The sequence below is a fragment of the Cryobacterium sp. MLB-32 genome, from assembly GCF_000738085.1.
Lineage (GTDB): Bacteria > Actinomycetota > Actinomycetes > Actinomycetales > Microbacteriaceae > Cryobacterium.
The window spans coordinates 1-23,290 of sequence record NZ_JPRS01000024.1 but is presented as its reverse complement, the minus strand read 5'-3'; the positions used below and the strand labels follow the sequence as shown (position 1 = coordinate 23,290).

The 23,290-nt window shown below is 62.5% G+C and carries 18 protein-coding genes and 1 pseudogene; 12 read left to right on the top strand and 7 right to left on the bottom strand.

Annotated features, from left to right (window positions below; translation table 11 throughout):
- The 3 genes from JF66_RS04610 to JF66_RS04600 form a co-directional block, all read right to left on the bottom strand.
- Positions 1–327, bottom strand: a 327-nt coding sequence (locus tag JF66_RS04610; RefSeq protein WP_304413056.1) for a biotin/lipoyl-containing protein, incomplete at its 3' end; no start/stop codon positions are given.
- Positions 328–402: 75 nt separating this feature from the next.
- Positions 403–1,776, bottom strand: a complete 1,374-nt coding sequence (gene lpdA / locus JF66_RS04605) for a dihydrolipoyl dehydrogenase (protein ID WP_035875739.1) — start codon at positions 1,774–1,776, stop codon at positions 403–405.
- A gap of 98 nt (positions 1,777–1,874) precedes the next feature.
- A complete protein-coding gene (locus tag JF66_RS04600) occupies positions 1,875–3,347 on the bottom strand; it encodes a leucyl aminopeptidase (RefSeq protein ID WP_035875745.1) in 1,473 nt (490 codons plus the stop codon).
- A gap of 88 nt (positions 3,348–3,435) precedes the next feature.
- Here JF66_RS04600 and JF66_RS04595 point away from each other — a divergent pair, with 88 nt between their 5' ends.
- From JF66_RS04595 to JF66_RS04575, 5 genes are all read left to right on the top strand, one after another.
- Positions 3,436–4,359, top strand: a complete 924-nt coding sequence (locus tag JF66_RS04595) for a proteasome assembly chaperone family protein (RefSeq protein ID WP_035875737.1) — start codon at positions 3,436–3,438, stop codon at positions 4,357–4,359.
- Positions 4,360–4,438: 79 nt separating this feature from the next.
- Positions 4,439–5,773, top strand: coding sequence for a nitrate/nitrite transporter (locus JF66_RS04590; protein WP_035875735.1), 1,335 nt, complete (start codon positions 4,439–4,441; stop codon positions 5,771–5,773).
- A 191-nt stretch (positions 5,774–5,964) separates the two neighbouring features.
- Complete coding sequence (locus tag JF66_RS04585; protein WP_051973119.1) at positions 5,965–7,245, top strand: RNA polymerase sigma factor; 1,281 nt, start codon at positions 5,965–5,967, stop codon at positions 7,243–7,245.
- A 9-nt stretch (positions 7,246–7,254) separates the two neighbouring features.
- Entirely contained in the window at positions 7,255–8,544 is a 1,290-nt protein-coding gene (locus JF66_RS04580; protein WP_035875731.1) for a MurT ligase domain-containing protein, read from the top strand.
- A 2-nt stretch (positions 8,545–8,546) separates the two neighbouring features.
- A complete protein-coding gene (locus JF66_RS04575) occupies positions 8,547–9,329 on the top strand; it encodes a type 1 glutamine amidotransferase (protein WP_051973118.1) in 783 nt (260 codons plus the stop codon).
- A gap of 99 nt (positions 9,330–9,428) precedes the next feature.
- Here the strand turns inward: JF66_RS04575 and JF66_RS04570 are convergent, their stop codons facing one another.
- A complete protein-coding gene (locus tag JF66_RS04570) occupies positions 9,429–9,665 on the bottom strand; it encodes a hypothetical protein (protein ID WP_035875728.1) in 237 nt (78 codons plus the stop codon).
- A gap of 166 nt (positions 9,666–9,831) precedes the next feature.
- On the opposite strand from JF66_RS04570, the pseudogene JF66_RS04565 reads away from it, so the two are divergent.
- Positions 9,832–11,909 (top strand): annotated as a pseudogene (locus tag JF66_RS04565) (type IIA DNA topoisomerase subunit B).
- 66 nt (positions 11,910–11,975) lie between these two features.
- On the opposite strand, the gene JF66_RS04560 reads toward JF66_RS04565, so the two are convergent.
- Together JF66_RS04560 and JF66_RS04555 are read right to left on the bottom strand one after the other, a co-directional pair.
- Complete coding sequence (locus tag JF66_RS04560; protein ID WP_035875726.1) at positions 11,976–12,692, bottom strand: SDR family oxidoreductase; 717 nt, start codon at positions 12,690–12,692, stop codon at positions 11,976–11,978.
- 30 nt (positions 12,693–12,722) lie between these two features.
- Complete coding sequence (locus tag JF66_RS04555; protein WP_035875724.1) at positions 12,723–15,212, bottom strand: DNA topoisomerase (ATP-hydrolyzing) subunit A; 2,490 nt, start codon at positions 15,210–15,212, stop codon at positions 12,723–12,725.
- A gap of 121 nt (positions 15,213–15,333) precedes the next feature.
- On the opposite strand from JF66_RS04555, the gene JF66_RS04550 reads away from it, so the two are divergent.
- Positions 15,334–16,479 carry an alkaline phosphatase family protein gene (locus JF66_RS04550; RefSeq protein WP_035875722.1) on the top strand — a complete coding sequence of 382 codons (1,146 nt, stop codon included), beginning with the start codon at positions 15,334–15,336 and terminating at the stop codon, positions 16,477–16,479.
- A 57-nt stretch (positions 16,480–16,536) separates the two neighbouring features.
- Here JF66_RS04550 and JF66_RS04545 read toward each other — a convergent pair whose 3' ends face one another.
- Entirely contained in the window at positions 16,537–17,127 is a 591-nt protein-coding gene (locus JF66_RS04545) for a DUF3043 domain-containing protein (protein ID WP_035875720.1), read from the bottom strand.
- Positions 17,128–17,165: 38 nt separating this feature from the next.
- Between JF66_RS04545 and JF66_RS04540 the strand changes: the two genes are divergently transcribed.
- The 5 genes from JF66_RS04540 (at position 17,166) to JF66_RS04520 (ending at position 22,348) form a co-directional block, all read left to right on the top strand.
- Positions 17,166–18,602, top strand: a complete 1,437-nt coding sequence (locus JF66_RS04540) for a dipeptidase (RefSeq protein WP_035875718.1) — start codon at positions 17,166–17,168, stop codon at positions 18,600–18,602.
- 151 nt (positions 18,603–18,753) lie between these two features.
- Entirely contained in the window at positions 18,754–19,104 is a 351-nt protein-coding gene (gene erpA, locus JF66_RS04535; RefSeq protein WP_051973120.1) for an iron-sulfur cluster insertion protein ErpA, read from the top strand.
- 211 nt (positions 19,105–19,315) lie between these two features.
- Positions 19,316–20,203 carry a cytochrome c oxidase subunit II gene (coxB, locus tag JF66_RS04530; protein WP_035875715.1) on the top strand — a complete coding sequence of 296 codons (888 nt, stop codon included), beginning with the start codon at positions 19,316–19,318 and terminating at the stop codon, positions 20,201–20,203.
- A gap of 3 nt (positions 20,204–20,206) precedes the next feature.
- Positions 20,207–21,925, top strand: coding sequence for a cytochrome c oxidase subunit I (gene ctaD, locus JF66_RS04525; RefSeq protein ID WP_035875713.1), 1,719 nt, complete (start codon positions 20,207–20,209; stop codon positions 21,923–21,925).
- A complete protein-coding gene (locus JF66_RS04520) occupies positions 21,926–22,348 on the top strand; it encodes a cytochrome c oxidase subunit 4 (protein ID WP_035875711.1) in 423 nt (140 codons plus the stop codon).
- Positions 22,349–23,290 lie beyond the last annotated feature (942 nt).

Sequence of the window (23,290 nt, the reverse complement as noted above, 5' to 3'; positions counted from 1 at the left end):
AGCGACCGGCTCAGGTGCCGCAGCGGGCTCGGCAACGGGTTCAGGTGCCGCGACGGGCTCGGGCGCAGCGGCGGCGGGAGCCGCCGCAGAGCCGTCGCCGATCGTGACGAGGGGAGTGCCGACCTCGACGGTCTCATCTTCTTGCACCAGAATTGCTTCAATTACACCGGCGATGGGCGACGGAATTTCCGTGTCCACCTTGTCGGTCGAAACCTCGAGCAGTGGCTCGTCGACCTCCACGCGGTCGCCCACGTTCTTGAGCCAGCGGGTGACCGTTCCCTCTGTAACACTCTCACCGAGTGCCGGGAGGCTGACGGATTCGCTCATGCGCATGTCTCCTTCAAAACCATTTGTTTTTTCATTGATTACTGACTATCTGTTTGTGGAGCCGGGGGAATACGACTACATCGCGTGCAGTGGCTTGCCGGCGAGGGCCAGGAAGGCCTCCCCGAGCGCCTCGTTCTGGGTGGGGTGCGCGTGAACCAGCGGAGCGATGTCCTCTGGGTAGGCTTCCCAATTGACGATGAGCTGACCTTCACCGATGAGTTCGCCGACCCGCGCACCGATCATGTGCACGCCGACGACGGGGCCGTCTTTGACGCGAACGAGCTTGATTGAACCGGCTGTGCCGAGAATCGAGCTCTTGCCGTTTCCGCCCAGGCTGTACTCGTAGGTGGCGATCTCGTCCTTGCCGAATTTCTCGGCAGCCTTGGCCTCCGAGTAGCCGACGGAGGCAATCTCGGGGTCACAGTACGTGACCTTGGGAATGTTGATGTCCTCAACGATGATCGGGTTCAAGCCGGCGATTTCCTCGGCAACGAAGATTCCGTGCTGGAATCCACGGTGGGCAAGCTGCAGGCCGGGAACGATGTCGCCAACAGCATAAACGCCCGGGATATTCGTCGCGAGGCGCTCATCCGTGATGACGAATCCGCGATCGACCGTAACGCCGACCTCTTCGAAGCCGAGACCGGCCGTGGCCGCGCCGCGTCCGACAGCAACGAGCAGAATGTCCGCCTCGATGGTCGTGCCGTTTTCGAGAGTGACGACCACGCCGGTGTCGTTCTGAGCCACGCTCTGGAAGCGCACGCCGAGCGAGTATTCAATTCCACGCTTGCGGAATGCCCGTTCGAGCTGCTTGGAGATCGATTCTTCCTCCATCGGCGCGAGGTGCGGGAGCGCCTCGATGATGGTGACCTCGGAGCCGAAAGACTTCCAAACGCTGGCGAATTCGACACCGATGACACCGCCGCCGAGCACGGCGACCTTCTTCGGCACATAGTCGAGTTCCAGCGCCTGTTCGCTCGTGATCACGCGACCACCGATCTCAAGCCCCGGAAGGGAACGCGAGTACGACCCGGTCGCGAGGATGACGTTCTTCCCGACGACCGTGTCGTCGCCGACCTGAACCGTCGTGGGGGAGATGAGTCGACCCTCACCGGAAATGACAGTGATACCGCGAGCCTTGATGAGGCCTTGCAATCCCTTGTACTTGCTCGAGACGATTCCCTCACGGAAGGCCGTCACTGCCTGGATATCAATGCCGTCAAATGTGCTCTTGACTCCATACTTTGCGCCTTCGCGGCTGACGTCAGCGACCTCAGCCGAGTGGAGAAGAGCCTTCGTGGGGATACAACCCACGTGCAGGCAGGTGCCTCCGAGCTTGTCCTTCTCGATCAGACCGACGGTGAATCCCAGCTGAGAGGCACGCAGCGCTGCTGCATATCCACCGCTTCCTCCACCGAGAATGACAATGTCAAAGTTTTGTTCCGACACTCAATTTCTCCCTCGCGCAGTACGCACTGTCACAACTTTCCGGTGTGAGTACTCCGGACATGCGACATCGACAAGCTTTTCTTGCCCCTTCGACTGTACTACGGGCGCGAAAAGTCCTCCGCCAGTCGAATGAGGGCGCGGACAGAAACGCCGGTCGGTCCGACGCCGGTGAATCCCCATGCGCCGCCGGAATTCTGAGCGGGTCCCGCGATGTCCAGGTGTGCCCACGGAATGGTCGGGGCCACGAATTCCCGGAGGAACACTCCGGCGAGGAGCATCCCGCCCGCCGTGCTGCCAATCTTCGCGTTCGCAATATCCGCGACGTCAGAGTTCAGAGTCGCGCGCAACTCATCCGGAAAGGGCATTTGCCACACGTCTTCTGCCACCGTCGTGCTGGCCGCGATGACGCTCCGAACGAGGGAATCATCGCCCATGGCACCGAAATAGCGGTTTCCGAGGGCAACGACGGCCGCGCCCGTGAGGGTGGCCACGTCGATGATGGCATCGGGGTTTTCTTCGCTCGCAGCGACAAGCCCATCGGCAAGGACGAGGCGGCCCTCGGCATCCGTGTTCAGTACCTCCACCGTTCGCCCTCCCCGCATTCGCAGAACGTCATTGGGACGGATGGCCGAGCCAGATGGCATGTTCTCGGCGATGCACATCCAGGCCGTGATGCGCACGGGCACGGCCAGTCGCGCGGCCGCTAACGTGACGGCCAGTACTGTGGCGGCGCCGGTCATGTCATATTTCATGCCGACCATGGATGCCGGCGGCTTCAGGGAGAGTCCGCCGGTATCGAACGTGATGCCCTTACCGACCAGGGCCAGGTGCTTCGTGGCCCCCGCGGGTGAATAGCTGAGTTTGACGAGGCGCGGGGGGCGCGTCGAGCCCTGGCCGACTCCCGCGATTCCGCCGAATCCTTCGGCTACGAGCTGCTCTTCATCCCAGATGGTCACGTCGATGGGCAGTCCGGTCACCGCCCGCTGTGCGTGGCGAGCCAACGATTCCGGATACAGGTCCAGGGGCGGCATGTTCACGAGATCCTTCACAAGGCCGACCGCCTCCGCACTGGCTTCCGCACGACGGACCGCATCCGGCGCCGCAATCTCGGTATGCACGGTCATTGTCCCCGCGGGCACCTTCGTGTCCGCGAGGGTGCTGTACCGGTACCCGGTGTACGAGTAGCCCCCGAGTGCCGCGCCTTCCAGGACAGCCTCGACTTCGGCTTCCGTCGTGACCGGGACGGCAAAGGCAACAGCACCGAAACCAGTGAGCTGGCGAACCGCAGATCCAGCGGCGTAGCGGAGTGAATTCGTCGTGACGTCCCGACCAAGACCGACTACAGCGATGGTCCGCAGGGCCTGGCTCGCACCGAAAGGCGCCGCAACCCGCACGAGCTCGTCGCGGGCCCCTGTGACGCCCAACGCCGGAAGTTGAGCTGCCACGAACTGCAACGCCGGGTCCGCGAGTAGCGTCGGGCCTTCTGCCGATTGAACCGCTGCAATCACGATGACGTCGGCATCCGACGCGGAGACGGGCTGATTGGACATGAAAAGGCTGGGAACTGTCATATTCCGATGGTACGTGCACGGCGGCTGTTCGCTCTGGGCACCACGCATGTGAGGGGTATTCCTGCGCTGCTCGGTTTAGAGTTGACGCATGCGGGATCCCTTTGAACTGTACGAGCTGACCGCGGACGCCGAGGGCGTACCCGAAGGGCTGAATCTGGTTGCAGGCCTGACTGGGTTCGCGGATGCCGGGGGAGCTGTCGCTCAGTTCACGGAGTACCTCCTGGGAACCCTCGAGCACTCTGTTATCGCCGAATTCGATGTGGATGAGTTGCTCGACTACCGGGCCCGCAGACCGATCATCTACTTCGACAAGGACCACCTCACCGATTACCAACCGCCGTCACTTCGGCTGTATTTGGCGCACGATGAAATCGGCCAGCCTTTTCTTCTTCTCGCGGGATTCGAACCTGACTTCCGGTGGGAACAATTCACGGCCGCGGTTCTGCAACTCGTTCGCCATTTCACCGTCGCCTCAACGACGTGGGTGCACGCCATACCAATGCCGGTACCACATACGAGGCGAATTGGCGTGACCGTGAGCGGGAACCGCTCGGACCTCATCGGCAGTATGTCGGTCTGGCGCCCGCACACTCAGGTGGCGGCCAACGTGCTGCATCTGATCGAGTATCGGCTTCAGGAAACGGGAGCGTCTACTGTCGGCTACGTTCTCTTGATCCCGCACTACCTGTCCGACACCGAGTTTCCGTCAGCGGCGCTCGCGGCGCTCGAGAGCACGAGTGCGGCGACAGGCCTCATCTTCCCAACAGACCGCGTCCGCGAGTCGAATCGTGAGTTCGTCGCGCGAATCGACGAACAGGTTCGCGACAATCCCGAACTGGCCAAGCTCGTCGGCACCCTTGAGCAGCGCTACGACGCGTACATGGAGGGGAGCCCGTTGCGGTCACCCTTGACGGATGAAGACGGCGAATTACCGACCGCCGATGAGATCGCCGCTGAACTTGAGAACTTCCTAGCCATCCGTCGCACGAAGGATGATGGCCCGCTGGGCTGACAGCGCGAGGGCGGTCCACTGACCTGATCGGCGTTCGGAGTGGTTCGAGCCCCGTGGGCAGCGCGGGTACATTGAGGGGGTGAACTCCCGTCGATCCTGGTTAGTCTTTTACATCGGGTCGTTCGCGTACCTGTCCGCCGTTTTGCAACGTACGTCGCTGGGCATTGCGGGTGTCTCCGCCGCCGAGCGCTTCGGTGGTTCCGCCGCGTTGCTCTCGAGCCTGGCCGTCGTGCAACTCATTGTCTACGCGGCCGCTCAGATTCCCGTGGGTGTCATGGTCGACCGCTTCGGGCCCCGGCGGCTGATGGTGGGCGGCACGTCCCTGATGATCGTCGGTCAGCTCATTCTCGCCTTCAGCCCGGACATCGCGATCGCTGTGATCGGGCGGATCCTCGTGGGCGCGGGCGACGCCGCAATCTTCATTTCCATGATCAGGCTCATCAGCTCCTGGTTCTCCGGACGGATCGTTCCCCTCCTCTCACAGTGGATGGGTAACATCGGGCAGCTGGGTCAGGTACTGTCGGCAATCCCACTCGCGTGGTTGTTACACGTGGGTGGGTGGACCCAAGCATTCGTCGCAGCGGCATCGGTTGCCGTGATTGCCGTGATTGTCTTGCTGATCTTCGTGCGCGACCGGCCCGTCGACTCGCAGGAGCTGCCTCGCTCGCAGGAATGGGGGGAGGCGATCACGCAGTTGCGCCTCAGCTTCAGACGCCCAGGCACGCAGCTCGGATTCTGGTCCCACTACGTGACCCAATCGTCAGGAACCGTCTTCACGCTGCTGTGGGGATTCCCCTTTATGGTTTACGGACTCGGCTATGAGCCCGCCCGGGCTGCCGGAATGTTGACGATTTTGGTCGGCACCGGTTTGATTTTCGGTCCGGTTCTGGGCATCCTGACCGCCCGGCATCCCTTACGGCGGAGCAACATCGTGTTGGGTATCGTGACAGCTATCGGCTCCGCCTGGGCCGTCGTACTGCTGTGGCCGGGGACACCGCCCACGTTCGTCATCGTTGGACTGCTCATTGTGCTCGGCATCGGCGGGCCGGGATCTCTTATTGGCTTCGATTTTGCCCGCACATTCAATCCCCAACACAGTCTCGGATCGGCCAACGGACTGGTCAACGTCGGAGGGTTCACGGCAAGTTTCACGATCATGTTCCTGATGGGGGTCCTGCTCGATCTGCAGGACACCGTCCGCGTCGCCGGCGGCGAGGCAAGCGATCTGTACTCTCTCGATTCATTCAAGATCGCCTTTGCCGTGCAGTACGTCGTTGTCGGCGTCGGTGTCGTCTTCCTGATGCGCGCCCGATCGAAGACAAGGACCCAACTTTCGCGTGATGAGGGAATAGAAGTGGCGCCCGTCTGGGTTGCACTCTCCAATGTATGGAAAAGACGTAATGGGAGAGCGTAGCCGACGGACTGGCTTGTCGTCCAGAGAATACGTGCAATAATTAACAACAGGACCCGTTCTGGTCTTGGGAGTTCCGGCGCAATGCCGGAGCGGTTTTCCCGGGACTTGACATGGGTCCTAGTACTGCCCGAAATCCCCGGGAATGTGGGGAGGCTGGCGCGTACGCATAACTCGGCATGAGAGGTGTTCGAATGGCAACCCCCGTAAAGACTGAGGTGCCCGAAGAGGCCGCGACCGCGGCCACCACGGCCGCGAAGGCCGTCAAGGCCCCGGTCGCCAAGACGACGGCAGCAAAGACCGCTGCGGCCAAGACGGCAGCAGCAAAGCTCGCGGCCGCAGCCCCGGCTGCCAAGGCGGCGCCCCGCAAGCGTGCCGCGGCGAAGAAGACCGCGGCGAAGGACGAGGACACGTCCGAGGAAGCCCCGCTCGAAGATGACGATTCGGATGAAGAATCGAAGCGCAGCGCACCGACGGAGCCGCTGCCCAAGGGCGCTCTCGTGCTCTCGCTTGTCGATGATGAAGACGAAGTGCCGGTTTATTCCAGCGCGATCACCGGCGCCACCGCCGACCCGGTCAAGGATTACCTGAAGCAAATCGGTAAGGTCGCGCTGCTGAATGCAGCCGAAGAAGTCGAACTTGCGATGCGCATCGAGGCCGGCCTGTTCGCCGAAGACAAGATGTCGGAAATGTCCGATGCGGAAAAGAAGACGGCACTCGGTCGTGAGCTTCAGTGGGTGGCCAAAGATGGTGCGCGCGCCAAGAGCCACCTCCTCGGTGCCAACCTCCGCCTCGTGGTGTCCCTCGCCAAGCGCTACACCGGCCGCGGAATGCAGTTCCTGGACCTGATCCAGGAAGGCAACCTGGGCCTTATCCGCGCGGTCGAGAAGTTTGACTACACCAAGGGCTTCAAGTTTTCCACCTATGCCACGTGGTGGATCCGCCAGGCGATCACGCGTGCGATGGCCGACCAGGCCCGTACCATTCGTATCCCCGTTCACATGGTCGAGGTCATCAATAAGCTGGCCCGCGTTCAGCGCCAGATGCTGCAGGATCTGGGTCGCGAACCGACTCCCGAGGAACTGAGCCGCGAACTGGACATGACGCCCGAGAAGGTCGTCGAGGTACAGAAGTACGGCCGTGAGCCGATTTCCCTGCACACCCCGCTGGGTGAAGATGGTGACAGCGAATTCGGGGACCTCATCGAGGACACCGAGGCCGTTGTGCCTGCCGATGCAGTCGGCTTCACGATGTTGCAAAAGCAGCTGGAGAGCCTTCTCGATTCCCTGTCGGAGCGTGAAGCGGGCGTCATTCGCATGCGCTTCGGTCTCGGCGACGGCATGCCCAAGACTCTCGACCAGATCGGGGACACGTTCGGCGTTACCCGTGAGCGGATTCGCCAGATTGAGTCCAAAACCATGGCCAAGCTGCGTCACCCCTCCCGGTCGCAGTCCCTACGCGACTACCTCGAGTAGGAGCGCCGGGTGCAGTATGCCCCGGCGATCCTGATTGGCAGGATCGTCCGGGTGCTCGCGCGTTGGCGCAAGCCAGGCGGTGGCTCGGCGATTCCTGGAGTCGTGGTCAACAAGATCGCCCCCGGTTTCTTGGCGAAGATTCTGAACGGCTTTCCGCGAGGACTCGTAGTTGTCACGGGTTCAAGTGGAAAATCCACAACGACAAAGATGCTCGTGGCGATATTGCGCGCACACGGGCTGACCGTCTTCACCAATTCCTCGACCGCGAATATCAGCCAGGGGCTCACCTCGGCGCTGCTTGAGCGCGTCAGCATCACCGGGCGGATGTCCGATTCCATCGGTGTCCTGGAGATGGACGAGGGGCACGGCGCGCGGATCGCGATCGATCTTTCGCCACGAGTGGTTGCCCTGACTAACGTCATGGTTGACCAGATAGACCGTTTTCACGATTCGGAAATGGTGGCGGGTCTGCTCGCGAAGATCGCGAGCCGGGCAACTGAGACGGTCGTCCTGAACGCGGACGACCAGTTTCTGATCGATCTGGCAGCCGCGCTCCCGGACACCGTATCGGTTCAGCCGTACGGTGTCAGCGCCGCGGTGCTCTCAGCCAATCCCCGGGGTCTCGGGTATGCGCGGACGGCGGAATCACGCCTCCACGCGGGCGACGGGGTTCTCGTCACGCGCGTTGCCGGCCGTCAAGCCGACGTTTCTTTTCCCCGCTCTGCAGCAGAGCCGACAGCGGCAGAATTGGTCTCCACGATTGAGCTTCCAGCGCGGGGAACCCACTACGCCGTCGATGCGGCTACGGCACTGGCTACGGCGCGGGCGGCCCTCGGCACGGAATTCGATGCTGCTGTCGCCGTAGCGGCAGTTTCGACGATCCCGGCCGTATTCGGTCGAGGGGAGACCGTCACCGTCCGCGGTCAGCAGATCGAGTTCGTTCTCGTTCAGAATCCCGCCAGTTTTCAGCTCAACGTGGATGCCCTCGAGCCCCACACCGAGCAGATACTGATGGTGATCGGTTCAGACGTGCGCGACCCGTCGTACTTCTGGCCCGTCGACACGTCGAGTGTGGGGAGAGTAGCCATCGCCTCGGGATCGAAGGCCCATGACATCGCCCTCCAGCTCGCCTACGACGATGTCGCCGTCGATCGGATCGAGCCCGATGTCGGTGTCGCCCTGGATGAGTTTCTGTCTCTTCCCGCTCCACAGCACGGTCTCAAGACCATCATCTTTTCGGCCGACGGGATGCGTCGTACGCGCGCGCATCTCGGGCTGTCAACGAACAGCGAGGAATAGACATGTCCTCGATTTCTCGATCGGAAGGCGATTCCATCGAATCCGTCGGACCCTCCCTCGCACGACCGTTGAGCATCATCTCCGTGCTACCAGATCTGCTCAACACCAACGGGGATGCTGCCAACGCCCGAGTGCTTGCGCAGCGGGCGCGATGGAGCGGCCATGAGGCAGAGGTCGTCGACGTTCGCACGCGGGCGGACCTGCCAGCCTTCGTGGACGCTGTCGTGATCGGATCAGGTTCCGATTCCCAGCTGGTGCCCGCTCGCGACGTCTTGCAGTCCATGGTCGCGGAACTCCGCGAGTGGACGACGGCGGGTGTTCCCATCCTCGCTGTCGGAACAGGGTGGGAGCTGCTCAGCTGGGGCATTGAGCTGTCCACCGGAGTCGTCATCGAAGGGGTTGGGCTCGTCGCCGGGCGCGCTGTGCCGCGAGCGGCCCGAGCCACGGATGATCTCGTCGTCACGTCAAAATACGGGCGTTTGGTGGGCTTCGAGAATCACGCGCGCGACTATGTGGGCGCGGAGGGTTCCCCGCTCGGTCGCGTCGTGTCAGGCACCGGGAACGGAGCAGGTACGGAGGGCGTGGTCATGGGCGACCTGATCGCCACTCACCTGCACGGCCCCGTGCTCGCTCGTAATCCCGACCTTGCCGATCATCTGCTGCGGGCTGCGTTGGCCCGCCACGGAGTGTCGTACGAGCCGGGATCCCGCACACGGCCCGTGGACGATATGGCGCGAGCGATCCGGAATCAGATCGCCGACCGTCTGTCCCTGGCGTCGGACTGACTCGATTTTTGGAGGCATGGCCGTCCGCATGCGCCCCTGACGAAAAAAACCCGGGTACCGCGTCAGTGACGGGGTACCCGGGTTTCGCGCTGTGAACGCTTAGGAGCGCTGATCCTCAAGGAGTCGACTCGACTCGTCGTGCCAGCTCTCAGCGATTGCCGACAACTTCTCTTGGTGCTTGCGACCGTGGTGTGCGCAGAAGAGCAGTTCACTGGTGTTCACCACGACTCGGATGTAGGCCTGAGCACCGCAAGCGTCGCAGCGGTCGGCTGCGGTCAGCTGGTGGGGGGCGGCCTGTGGGTCTGCTGCACCATTTTCGGTGGCGATCTTGGACATTTTTTCCTCCTCCAGACAAAAACACTTGTTGCCTCTGAACTAATGTAAACACGCCGGAGCTGTGATATCGAGCACAATGCGGGGTATTTCGCTGGGGGCGTAGCATCTCGCCCTCGACTGAGTGTCGATCCATCGGAGCGGGGCCGGCCCGGTATCCTTGACAGTTGTGAGTTCTGACTATTCTGCGCGCCATCTTTCCGTCCTCGAGGGGCTGGAGGCCGTTCGCAAGCGACCCGGCATGTACATCGGCTCCACGGATTCCCGCGGACTCATGCATTGCCTCTGGGAGATCATCGACAATTCAGTCGATGAGGCGCTCGGGGGACACGGCAGCAGCATCCAGATTGAACTCCACCCTGACCACAGCGTCGAGGTGCGCGACACGGCCCGCGGCATCCCCGTTGACATCGAACCCAAGACCGGGCTGACCGGCGTCGAAGTCGTTTTCACGAAGCTGCACGCCGGTGGAAAATTCGGCAGTGGTTCGTATGCTGCCTCGGGTGGCCTGCACGGCGTCGGCGCCTCCGTGGTGAATGCGTTGTCTGAACGCCTCGACGTTGAGGTGGATCGCGATGGCAAGACCTGGGCAATGTCATTCCACCGTGGCGAACCCGGTATCTTCGCGGACTCCGGCGACAAGAGTCCGGATGCACCGTTCACCCCATTCGAAAACCAGAGCGAGCTGCGCGTCATCGGGAAGGTGCGCCGTGGTGTCACCGGCACACGTGTGCGGTACTGGGCCGATCGGCAAATCTTCACGAAGGGAGCGGCATTCCAGGCGGAGGAGGTGCTGGGGCGTGCGCGCCAGACGGCGTTCCTCGTGCCCGGACTCGCCATCGAGGTCGCGGACAGACGCGGGCCGGAGCCCGTGACGAACTCCTTCCAATTCGATGGCGGTATCTCCGAATTCGTCGATCACCTCGCGACGGACACTCCGGTCACCGATACCTGGCGCCTCACCGGCAACGGTACCTTCACCGAGACGGTGCCGGTGCTCACCGACAAGGGCGCGATGGTTCCCACCGAGCTCACGCGGGAGTGCCAGGTCGACATCGCTCTTCGCTGGGGGACCGGCTACGACACGGTGATCCACAGTTTCGTGAACATCATCTCTACCCCGAAGGGGGGCACCCACCAGGCCGGATTCGATGCGGGACTCTTGAAGTTCCTGAGAGCGCAGGTAGAGCAGAACGCCCGTCGTCTGAAGGTCGGATCCGACAAGCTTGAGAAGGACGACGTCATGGCCGGCCTCACCGCCGTGCTGACGGTGCGTCTGCCGGAACCGCAGTTCGAGGGTCAGACCAAGGAAGTGCTGGGAACTCCGGCTGTTCGCGCCATCGTGGCATCGGTTGTTGCTCAGGCGATGAACGAGCGATTCGTCTCTCCGAAACGCGATGACAAGGCTCAGGCGTCTGTGGTTCTCGACAAGATCGTCGCCGAGATGAAGTCCCGCATCTCGGCCCGAGCCCATAAGGAAACACAGCGCCGCAAGAATGCCCTGGAGAGTTCCTCGCTGCCGGCGAAGCTCGTTGATTGTCGCAGCAACGATGTCTCGACGAGTGAGCTGTTCATCGTGGAGGGCGATTCAGCCTGGGGACCGCCAAGCTTGCCCGCGACAGCGAGCACCAGGCGCTGCTGCCCATCCGCGGCAAGATCCTCAATGTGCAGAAGGCCTCCGTTTCGGACATGCTCTCCAACACCGAGTGCGCGTCGATCATTCAGGTAATCGGCGCGGGATCCGGTCGGAGTTTCGACCTCTCGGCGGCACGGTACGGAAAAGTGATCATCATGAGTGACGCGGATGTCGATGGCGCGCATATTCGCACGCTTCTGCTGACTCTGTTCTTTCGTTACATGCGACCGATGATCGCGGAGGGGCGCGTTTTCGCTGCGGTACCGCCGCTGCACCGCGTCGTCGTGATGAACCCGGGAAGCAAGCCGAACGAGACGATCTACACGTACTCCGAGGTCGAACTCCACGGCGTGCTCTCTGCGCTCGAGAAGAAGGGTCGCCGGTACCAGGATCCGATCCAGCGTTACAAGGGACTCGGTGAGATGGATGCCGACCAGCTGGCAACCACCACGATGGAACGTGCGCACCGCACCCTCCGGCGTGTTCGCGTCGCCGATGCTGACGCTTCCGCGCGCGTGTTCGAGCTGCTGATGGGCAACGATGTTGCTCCACGCAAGGAGTTCATCATCGACAGCTCCGACAAGCTCAGCAGGGACCGTATCGACGTCTGACCGTGGCGACGGCTTCGTGTATCGACGGCGTCAACGATCGCCGGCGGAGGGCGCTTCAGGGGAGGGTCACTGACCCGTGGCGGGGACCACGGTGAAGGCCGAACTGGGCAGGTCCTTTTCGCCGTTCTCGATCGCGGCCACGATGCGCGAGACGACGGATGCGGGCGGGTAGCCGACTGGCATCCGCGGCGCCGTGCCGGCAATCGGGTGAGTGGACAGGGGCGTCTCGGTGTGGCCAGGACGTGCATCGATAATGCGGATGCCGGCTCTGCGCAACTCACGAGCCGCCGCCTGGTCGAATGCCGCCAGAGCCGCTTTTGACGCGGAATAGGCAGCCATATTGGCCGTGGGACTCTCGCTCACCACGCCGCTGAGCGTCACAACGAACGGATCCCGTCCGGCCGCAGCCGATTCGGCCAGGGCCGCGGCCGCCGCGCGCAGAATGCGAATCGGTGCGAGGGTATTCACGGCAAAGAGCTCGGTCAGAACCTCATCGGCCACATCGATTGCGGGGCCGAAGGCCACCACACCGGCGGCATTGATGATTCCGTCCAGTCGGCCGTTGATCGCATAGGCCTCACTGACAAGTGCCGTGATCGCGGCCGGGTTTGTGATGTCCGCCACCAACCGCGCGCCCGGCGCATCGATCGCGGTGAGTGCCTCAGCTGTCCGACCCGAGAGAACCAACTGAGCGCCACGGTCCGCGAGTGCTCGGGAGAGCTCCTGACCGAGTCCGCCGGTGGCACCGACGATGAGAATGGACGAACCTGCGATAGCTGTCATGCTCGTCACACTAGCGCAGTGGCAGGCAGCTTAGATTTCGGACCCGATGGCGCCGACGACAGAGTCCAGCATGACGCCGGAGGCATCCCGTCGAGAACCGGACGCGGGCAGCGACCGGGGGACGCCATCCGTCGAAACCGCGCGCGCCGGTGCAGGACCGACCCAGGCAACGGAGATGGCATCTTCGCCCTTGAGGAACCGCTGGGATCGAACGCCACCGGTTGCGCGGCCCTTGGTGGGGTACTCGGAGAAGTCGGACTGCTTAGCACTTCCGGGGTCGGTACCCGGCAGAGTCTGACTCCCGATCGCGACCGTAGCCACGACGGCCGTTTCTGCGTCCTCAGCGCTCACACTGGTGAAAAAGACGGCCTCGGCACCGGGGGAGAGCTTGATGCCCGCCATTCCACCGGCTGCTCGTCCCTGCGGACGGACTCCGGCGGCCGGGAAACGAAGAAGTTGCGAGTCGGAGGCAATGAAGATGAGCTCGTCGTCCTCTCCGCCCTGGACGGCCCCGACGACCTCATCCTTCGCTTTGAGAGTGATGATCTCGAAGTCGGGCTTGTTAGCCCAGTCCCCGGGGGTGACCCTTTTGACAACGCCCTGCCGGGTACCCAGTGCTATCGCCCGAGGAGATTCGAGCGAGACGAGAGCCAGCACGCGCTCGTCTCGGTTGAGCACCAGATAGTCCACGACGCGAACGCCGGCCGCCAGCAGGATCGAGGTGGGCGGCATCACAGGCAGGTCGACGGGGGAGAAGCGGATGAGGCGACCTCGGTTCGTGACGGCGCCGACTTCGGTTCGGCTCGTGGCCTCGAGGGAAGACAGAATGGCATCGTGCTTGCTGCGTCGCTGCGGAGGCGTAATGCGTTGGGGCTGTGTGTCGTCGACGGCGACCAGATCCACGCGGGCAATACGTCCGGTCGCCGAGAGGAAGATCCGGGTAGGAATGTCCTGCACCTCCAGTACCGCAGCCTGGCGCTTGGCTGCTGCCGCGGACATGCCGGCGATGCTGGGCTTGGCCTCGGTCAGGACCGTGCGCCGAGGTGTGCCGAACTTCTCGGCCACGGCAGCCAGCTCGTCCGAGACGAGTGTGCGAATCGCGGCCTTGCTCCCCAACAGCTTCGTGAGCAGGGCGATCTCCGCGAGAAGCTGATCACGCTCGGCCTCCAGTTCGATCCGGGAGAATCGGGTCAGACGGCGAAGACGGAGCTCGAGGATGTACTCGGCCTGCACCTGGCTGAGATCGAAAACATCGATCAGGCGGACTCTGGCCATCTCGGTGTCGTCGCTCGCCCGGATCACCTGAATGACCTCGTCGATGTCAACAATCGCGACCAGGAGTCCTTCCACGAGGTGGAGGCGCTCTGTCCGTCTGGCCAGACGGTACGCGGAGCGACGGGTCACCACGTCGATGCGGTGATTCACGTACACCATCAAGAGTTCGCGCAGACCGAGCGTCTGTGGGGCACCGTCGACCAGGGCGACAGCATTGATATTGAACGAGTCCTCGAGCGGCGTGTAGCGATACAACTGTTCGAGCACTGCATCGGGGCTGAACCCGGTCTTGATTCCGATCACGAGGCGCAGGCCCTTGGTGCGGTCGGTGAGGTCGGTGACGTCGGAGATACCGCTCAGCTTCTTGGAGTTGACGCCATCCTTGATCTTTTCGATCACCTTCTCCGGGCCCACAAGGTAGGGCAGTTCGGTGACGACCAGGCCGGTTTTTCGCGCACTGATCGACTCGACGGATACGCGGGCACGCGTCTTGAAGCTACCCCGGCCGGTCAGATACGCGTCCTTGATGCCGGCCAGTCCTACGATCGTTCCTCCCGTCGGCAGATCTGGCCCCGGAATGAACTCCATCAGGTGTTCGAGGGAGGCCTCCGGATAGGCCAGCAGGTGGCGCGCGGCGCCCACGACCTCGATGAGGTTGTGCGGAGCCATGTTCGTGGCCATGCCGACCGCGATACCGCTGGCGCCGTTCACCAGGAGGTTCGGGTAGGCCGCCGGCAGAACATCAGGCTGCGTGAGCTGGTTGTCGTAGTTGGGAACGAAGTCAACGACGTCCTCGTCCAGGTTCTCCGTCATAGCCAGAGCGGGCGCGGCAAGCCGCGCCTCGGTATAGCGGGGTGCGGCCGGTCCGTCATCGAGGGAACCGAAGTTGCCATGCCCGTCGATAAGCGGGACTCGAAGGGAAAACGACTGGGCCATGCGCACGAGGGCGTCGTAGATGGCCGTGTCACCGTGGGGATGCAGCTTGCCCATGACCTCGCCCACCACACGGGCAGACTTGACATGGCCGCGGTCCGGTCGGAGACCCATCTCGCTCATCTGATACAGAATGCGCCGCTGCACCGGCTTGAGCCCGTCTCGCGCGTCAGGCAGCGCACGCGAATATATGACCGAATAGGCATACTCAAGGAAGGAGCCCTGCATCTCAATCGATACGTCGACGTCTTCGATTCGTTCAGTGGCCGCGGCGGTGCCGGCGGCGGGTGGGGTACTGTCTGCGCGGCTCATTCGTGAATTCTGCTTCAATCGTGCCACTGGAACGGGAAATCCCGCCGGGAGGCGCTGGCGTTTACGCACTGACATGAGTGCACTGGAAAGTTGGGGCCGCGCCTATGTCAGACTTGGCCCAATGTCCACCATGTTACCGGCCCGTCAATTCAGCGCTCTGCGCCTTGCCGATGTTCTGACAAGTTCACTCCACGCCATCCGGGGAGAGCCGAACGCTCTCGGTCTGCCCCCCGTCGCGAAGGCCATCGTGGTGCTCGCGGACGGGCTCGGCGTCAGTGCACTCCGGGCCAGGGCCGGGCACGCCCGATACCTCGCGGCGCGCCTGCACAAGCACGACATCATCGATGGTGTGTTCCCCGCCACGACGGCAGCGGGGATCGCCACTCTCACAACCGGCGTTGAACCCGGTCAGCACGGCCTCGTGGGGTATCAGGTTCTCGACGAGGACCGCGACCGGGTCGTCAACCAGCTGACCGGCTGGGACGACGGCATGCAGCCGGCGATCTGGCAGAGAGCCCGTACGGTCTTCGACGCGGCGGCGGATGGCGGTGTGCCGAGTTTTGCGATCGGGCCCAGGCGGTTTGTGGACTCGGGTTTCACGCACGCGGTGTTGCGCGGGGCGCACTACGTCCCTGCCGAGACCATTGCCGATCGGTTTGACGCCGCCCGCAGTATTCTTGCGGCCGAACCCACCGCTTTGATCTACCTGTATGTTGCCGAGCTCGACGTGGCGGCGCACGCCCACGGCTGGGAGTCCGGCCGCTGGCTGGCTCAACTCGAGGTCTTGGATTCCGAAGTCGCGCGGTTCGCAGCTGGTCTCGGATCTGACGCCGGGCTGCTGCTGACGGCCGACCACGGAGTGATTGACGTCGCCCCCACGAAGCATGTGCTCTTCGACACGGCCCCCTCCCTCGTGACGGGAGTGCGTCACATCGGTGGCGACCCCCGGTGTCTCCAGCTGTACCTGGATCCGAACCAGACGGCCGTCACGACGACCTCCCTCACCGAGGCGTGGCGCAGGGTCGAAGGAGAGCGCGCATGGGTCTACACACGTGACGAGGCCGTCGCTGCGGGTCTCTTCGGACGAGTGGCCGATGAGGTTCTGCCGCGCATCGGACACGTCATCGTTGCGGCACGAAAGGGCATCGCGTACTACGACTCCCGACCGGCCAACCAGAAAGCCCGGTCCATGATCGGCCAGCACGGTTCGCTCACGGATGACGAGCTTCGGGTCCCGTTGATCCGAGCCGGAGCGTTCTCTCGCTGAGGCATAAAAAAAGCCGAAACCCAACCTCTCGGAGGGTTCCGGCTCTTTCTCGTGGGCCTAGGCGGGGTACTGTCCCCGCTTGACCTGCGGCTTCGGAAGGCGCATGGGCCGCAGCTGCAACGCACGCATGGCGGAATACCAGCGAACCTTGTCAACCTTGTCGGCGCCGAACTTGGCCTCGACCTTCTTGGTGACGATGAAACCGAGGATGACGCAGTCGACGATTGCCACGATGAAGAAGGCCCACAGGGCGATGATTCCGTAGGTCGCGATCGACGGAATCGTCGACAGCAGGATCACCAGGAACATCACGGGAATCATCAGCTCGCCCACGTTGAAGCGGGCGTCGACGTAGTCTCGCACGTAGCGTTTCTGTGGACCCCGCTCGCGAAGCGGGAGGTACTTGTCCTCACCGTTCGCCATACCGATCCGAGCACGGTCGCGCGTCACCCGAGACTTGGCTCGAGCCTGCTGCGCGGCCAACTTTCGGTCGTCCGGAACGAGTGGACGTTTGTTGGCCGCTTCTTGCGCTCGACGTGTCGGCGTTGCCTGCCCTTTCCCGGCAGGAGTTCCGTTCAGGCGCGCTGCGGTCTCGGCAGCGCTTTCGATCGACGGCTGTGCGTCGGGGTTTACAGGTTGCTTAGCCACATCAATTCCTTGCAATTGGGTGCCTTAAGATTACCCGTATGACGGATAACTCACTGACAAATGCTGTAGAGACACAGGTAGGCCCGAATGAGCAGGACGATGCGGCAGTCCGGGTAGCGGTCGAAAATGGTCTGCCCGCGACCATCGCGGAGCTCTGCACTCTCGTGCGGATCCCCTCGGTTGCGTGGTCCGCGTTCGATCGGGCGCGCGTCCTGGAGAGCGCGGAGGCCGTCGCCCAGCTCGCTCGCGACCTCAACGTCTTCGACACGGTCGAGATCAAGCAGGCGGGCATTCCCGGCAGTACCGAACTCGGCCAGCCCGCCGTACTGGCGACGCGAGCCGCACGGCATGGCCGACCGACCGTACTGCTCTACGCTCACCACGACGTGCAGCCGCAAGGCCAGGACGCCGACTGGGACTCACTCCCGTTCGAACCAACGGTTCGGGGCGATCGACTCTACGGGCGGGGCGCAGCCGATGACAAGGCCGGAGTAATGGCACACATCGCGTCCATCCGCGCTCTTGTCGAGGCGGAGGGACCGGATTTCGATCTCGGCCTGGCCCTGTTCATTGAGGGTGAAGAGGAATTCGGCAGCCGATCCTTTGCCACCTTCCTGGACGAGAATATCGAGGCGCTGCGCGGCGACGTGATCGTCGTCGCGGACTCCAACAACTGGGACATATCAACACCGGCCCTCACCACGGGGCTCCGCGGCAACGTGACCCTTCGGCTCGAGGTGCGCACTCTTGATCACGCCTCACATTCCGGCATGTTCGGGGGAGCCGTTCCCGATGCCATGATGGCCACCATCGCGCTGCTCGCAACGCTGTACAACCCGGATGGTTCGGTGGCCGTCAGCGGTCTGACCAGTCATGTCGGCGATACGCCCGACTACTCTGAGGAGCAATTACGCGAGGAAACCGGTCTGCTCGACGGCGTCCAGACGATCGGTCACGGCCCCATCCTCAGCCGAATCTGGTCCCAGCCGGCTATCACGGTCACGGGGATAGACGCACCCACGGTCGACAACGCTTCCAACACGCTGTCTCCGTCCATCACGGTGCGCATCAGCTGCCGAATCGCGCCGGGCCAAAAAGCCGCAGACGCCGCGACCGCCCTCGAGGCGCATCTTCGCGCGCAGGCACCCTTCGGTGCCCACATTGAGATCACCGACGTTGACTGTGGTGAGCCATTTCTGGTCGACACGAGCGGCTGGGCAGTCGCCGAGGCACGGAAGGCCATGAACGATGCCTGGGGTACACCCCCCGTCGACATCGGCGTCGGCGGGTCGATCCCGTTCATCTCCGACCTGGTTCGAGTCTTCCCCGAGGCCCAGATCCTCGTGACCGGCGTCGAGGATCCGGATTCCCGCGCGCACAGCCCGAACGAGTCCCTGCACCTCGGCGTCTTTGCACGCGCCGTGCTGACGGAGGCCTTGCTGCTGGCCCGACTGAACCGCAGAACAGGACACTGAGACGAAATTCCCCGACGGGGAATGTTCACAGAGGACACGGTGTTGAGCGAGGTAGAATGACACTTGGATTATTCGCCGGACGAGACACTCGCCCGCGACACCTTCAGACCGCCGCACGACGCGAGCATCAAGGAGAACCATGACTGACACCATGACCGACACGACCAGCACCGCTGCCCATGGTGTTGGCCTGACCGACGTTGCGGCCGCCAAAGTTCGCAGCCTCCTGGCCCAGGAGGGTCGCGAAGACCTCCGCCTGCGCGTAGCAGTGCAGCCCGGCGGATGCTCCGGCCTCATTTACCAGCTCTACTTCGACGAGCGGGTGCTCGAAGGCGACGCCGTCGTGGACTTCGATGGGGTCGGTGTCGTCGTCGACAAGATGAGCGTTCCGTACCTCGACGGTGCCAACATCAACTTTGAGGACACCATCGAGAAACAGGGTTTCACCATCGACAACCCCAATGCGGGTGGCAGCTGCGCGTGCGGAGATTCGTTCAGCTAACATTTGACCGCTAGAACGGTGGGAAATAAAGGAGATCATCCAGTTTGGATGATCTCCTTTCCCGTTAAATCGCCGCCGCTACGCGGCTACCAGCAGAATCGGCACCGACTTGCCCGGGGTCGTGCACAGAACACCGCCTCGCTCGGAGTAGGCTAGGAATCGGTCAAAGCACTTCCTGAGAAGTGTCCTCGAATCTCCCGAAAGGTCCCCGGTGCGCATTAACCACCGTCTCCGATGGGCTGCATTTCCGCTTGCAGCGACGCTAGTCATTGTTCTCGCCGGCTGCACGCAGGCCCAGTTACACGGCTATCTCCCCGGTTTTGAAGAAGGTCAACCGGCGGTGACTAACCAGACCGAACGCGTGGCCGGTCTATGGACCACGTCGTGGATCGTTCTCCTGATCGTGGGTCTCATCACGTGGGGGCTCCTGATCTGGGCTGTCGTCGTTTACCGGCGCCGCAAGGGCCAGACCGGACTCCCGGTACAGCTCCGCTACAACATGCCGATCGAGATCTTTTACACGATCGTGCCTCTCATCCTCGTCGTGGGCTTCTTTGCCTTCACGGTGCGGGACCAGATCGCCCTTGAAACTCGCTTCGACAACCCCGACGTCACTATTCAGGTGCAGGCAAAGCAGTGGGCCTGGGACTTCAACTACGTGAATGAAGACGTCTACTCCGCGGGTGTCCAGGCACAGGCCGACCCGAATGGTGAGCCCGGAGCGCGACTCGAGGATGAACTCCCGACCCTCGTGCTCCCGGTGAACAAGAAGGTCGAGTTCAAGCTTGAATCTCGCGACGTCATCCACTCGTTCTGGATCATCGACTTCCTCTACAAAAAGGACGTCATCCCCGGAAAGACCAACTACATGTCGGTCATCCCGGAGCGCATTGGAACGTACGCCGGCAAGTGCGCTGAGCTGTGTGGTGAGTATCACTCCCTCATGCTGTTCAACACCAAGGTCGTTTCGCAGGCCGATTACGACGCCTACATCCAGTCGCTCCGCGCCAAAGGCAATACCGGTCAGCTCACCAACGACTATGATCGCCATCAAAACCAGCCGGGCACCGGCGCACCGACGGCTCAGGAGGGCAAGTAAGCCATGAGCACGACCATCACACGAACGGAAATACCGGTCTCCGACTCTGCGGAACGCAAGGGCAATGTCCTTGTGAAGTGGATCACGTCCACTGACCACAAGGTGATCGGGTACATGTACCTGATCACATCGTTCCTTTACTTCTGCATCGGTGGCGTCATGGCGCTCATCATTCGCGCCCAGCTCTTCGCGCCGGGTCTGGAGGTCGTGCAGACCAAGGAGCAGTACAACCAGCTCTTCACGATGCACGGCACCATCATGCTTCTCATGTTCGCGACGCCCCTCTTCTTCGGCTTCGCCAACTTCCTCGTGCCGCTTCAAATCGGTGCTCCCGACGTGGCTTTCCCCCGGCTGAACGCGCTCGCCTACTGGTTCTTTAACTTCGGCAGCCTGATCGCTGTCGCAGGGTTCCTCACGCCTCAGGGCGCGGCATCCTTCGGTTGGTTTGCTTACCAGCCGTTGGCGAGTACGACGTTCTCGCCGGGTGTCGGAGGGAACCTGTGGATGGTCGGGCTCGGCCTGTCGGGCTTCGGAACAATTCTTGGCTCGGTCAACTTCATCACCACGATCATCACGATGCGCGCCCCCGGAATGACGATGTGGCGCATGCCCGTGTTCACATGGAACACGCTGATTACGGCGCTGCTGGCACTCATGGTGTTCCCGGTATTGGCAGCGGCCATGCTCGCAGCCGCCTCCGACCGAATTTTCGGTTCGCACATCTATGACCCTGCCAACGGAGGGGCCATTCTCTGGCAGCACCTCTTCTGGTTCTTCGGCCATCCAGAGGTGTACATCATCGCCTTGCCCTTCTTCGGCATCGTTTCTGAAGTATTCCCAGTGTTCAGCCGCAAGCCGATGTTCGGGTACAAAACCCTGATCTACGCGACCATCTCCATCGCGGCGCTGTCCGTGTCGGTCTGGGCCCACCACATGTATGTCACCGGCTCGGTGCTCCTGCCCTTCTTCTCGCTCATGACCATGCTGATTGCCGTGCCGACTGGCGTGAAGATCTTCAACTGGATCGGCACGATGTGGAGAGGCTCCGTCACCTTCGAGACGCCCATGTTGTGGGCGCTGGGCTTCCTGGTCACGTTCACCTTCGGTGGTCTGACCGGAGTCATCCTGGCGTCGCCCCCGCTTGACTTCCACGTCTCGGACACCTACTTCGTTGTGGCGCACTTCCACTACGTGATTTTCGGAACCGTGGTCTTCGCCATGTTCAGTGGCTTCTACTTCTGGTGGCCCAAATTCACTGGAAAGATGCTCAACGAGAGTCTCGGCAAATGGCATTTCTGGTTGCTCTTCATCGGCTTCCACACGACCTTCCTCATTCAGCACTGGCTGGGCGTCGTCGGGATGCCGCGTCGCTACGCAACGTATTCCCCGGATGACGGTTTCACCTGGATGAACCAGGTGTCCACCGTCGGTGCAATGATCCTCGCGGTGTCGATGATTCCGTTCTTCCTGAACGTCTACATCACGACCCGGAAGGCACCCAAGGTCACGGTGAACGACCCGTGGGGCTACGGATCATCGCTCGAGTGGGCGACGTCCTGCCCGCCCCCGCGGCATAACTTCACATCCATTCCGCGCATTCGGTCCGAGCGCCCCGCGTTCGACTTGAATCATCCTGAGGCAGGACTTCCTGTTGGCGTCGGAGCTCTCAAAGACGCGCCGGATTCCCCGACATACGACGCCACATCGAACAAGGTGAAGTAAATGAGAACCAATGCACGCATCTTTTGGGGTCTTGCGGCGTTCTTCACCGTGGTCACCGTTATCTACGTGGCATGGAATTTGCTGGATCCCATGCATGGCCGTATTGAGTGGGCCGGCACGTTCATGCTGGCGCTCACCGCGCTGTTGGCTGCATTCATCGGCTTCTACCTGGGCAAGGTCTACAGCGCGCAGGGGGGCGAAGCTCCCGAAGACCGTCTCGATGGCAACATTGACGACGGCGACCCGGAGTCTGGTTTCTTCAGCCCGTGGAGCTGGTGGCCCATCGTGCTTGCCGCCGCCGCCGCACTCGTGTTCCTGGGTCTTGCTGTCGGCTTCTGGGTGGCCTTTATCGGGCTCGCCTTCGGCCTCATCGGATTGGTCGGCTGGGTCTACGAGTACTACCGAGGCCTGTTCGCCCGCTAGCACCTACCGCGCCATCAACTGCCGGCCTTCTCTCCGAAGGCCGGCAGTTTTTTCATGCCCGTAGCAGAAAGGAACGCGCAGCCCGTGGGCGCACCCGTGCCGCGTCGGGGTTGAGCCGCATTGGAACGGGTCAGTCGCGTGTGGGTGTCTCGCGGGCTTGGGCTGGCGGGCTCGTGCGGCCTTACCGGGCTCACTCGGGCGCGAGTGTCGGCTGGGTGAGGGTCTTGTGGACGACGCCGATCGAGACTCCCGCTGCGGTGGCGATGGTGCGGATGGATTCGCCGTGTGCGCGGCGGGCGAGGATGGCGGCTCGATTGTCGCCGTCGACGACTGGTCGCCGGGGCGGACGTGGGACAACGCCTCGAGGAGGACGTGTCGATTCTCGGTAGCGAGGGTGCCGCTCATCGTCTCTTCGAAAACTTTCTGCCCGCAAGCTCTCCAGCTATGGGCGCCCAGTTCGGGGAAGAAGGGTGGGGACAACTGGACCAGCGATCCGGGAACGATAGCTCGCGCGCTTGGCACGACGAAGAAGCACGTCAACGATGCCATCCACGCTTTAAAGAACCCTCGCCGGGGTGGTGCTGTGAATCCCGGGAATAGCTCAATCCCGACCCGGAGATCAACACTCGCACTGGCGGTGCTCGAATCAAGGGTGGTGACGGTGAAGTGCGGGGAAACATCCATGACTGGATGAATGTGGGTAGTGGTGGTCGGCGATGGTCCACGGGTGGCGACCATGCAGGTAGCAGCGTTGTGAGCACGATCGATTGGGGCAAAGCTGGTAGCGATATTGCCGCCGGAATTGGCATCGCGATACTAATTGTCCATTCGCCAGTTCAGGCGGCGACGGGTCGAGGTAAAGCAGTGTGTCGATGTCGATCGAAGGTTGTTTCTCCACATCGCTCAATCAGAATAGGGAACCTTGTGAGAAGTAGAACCAGC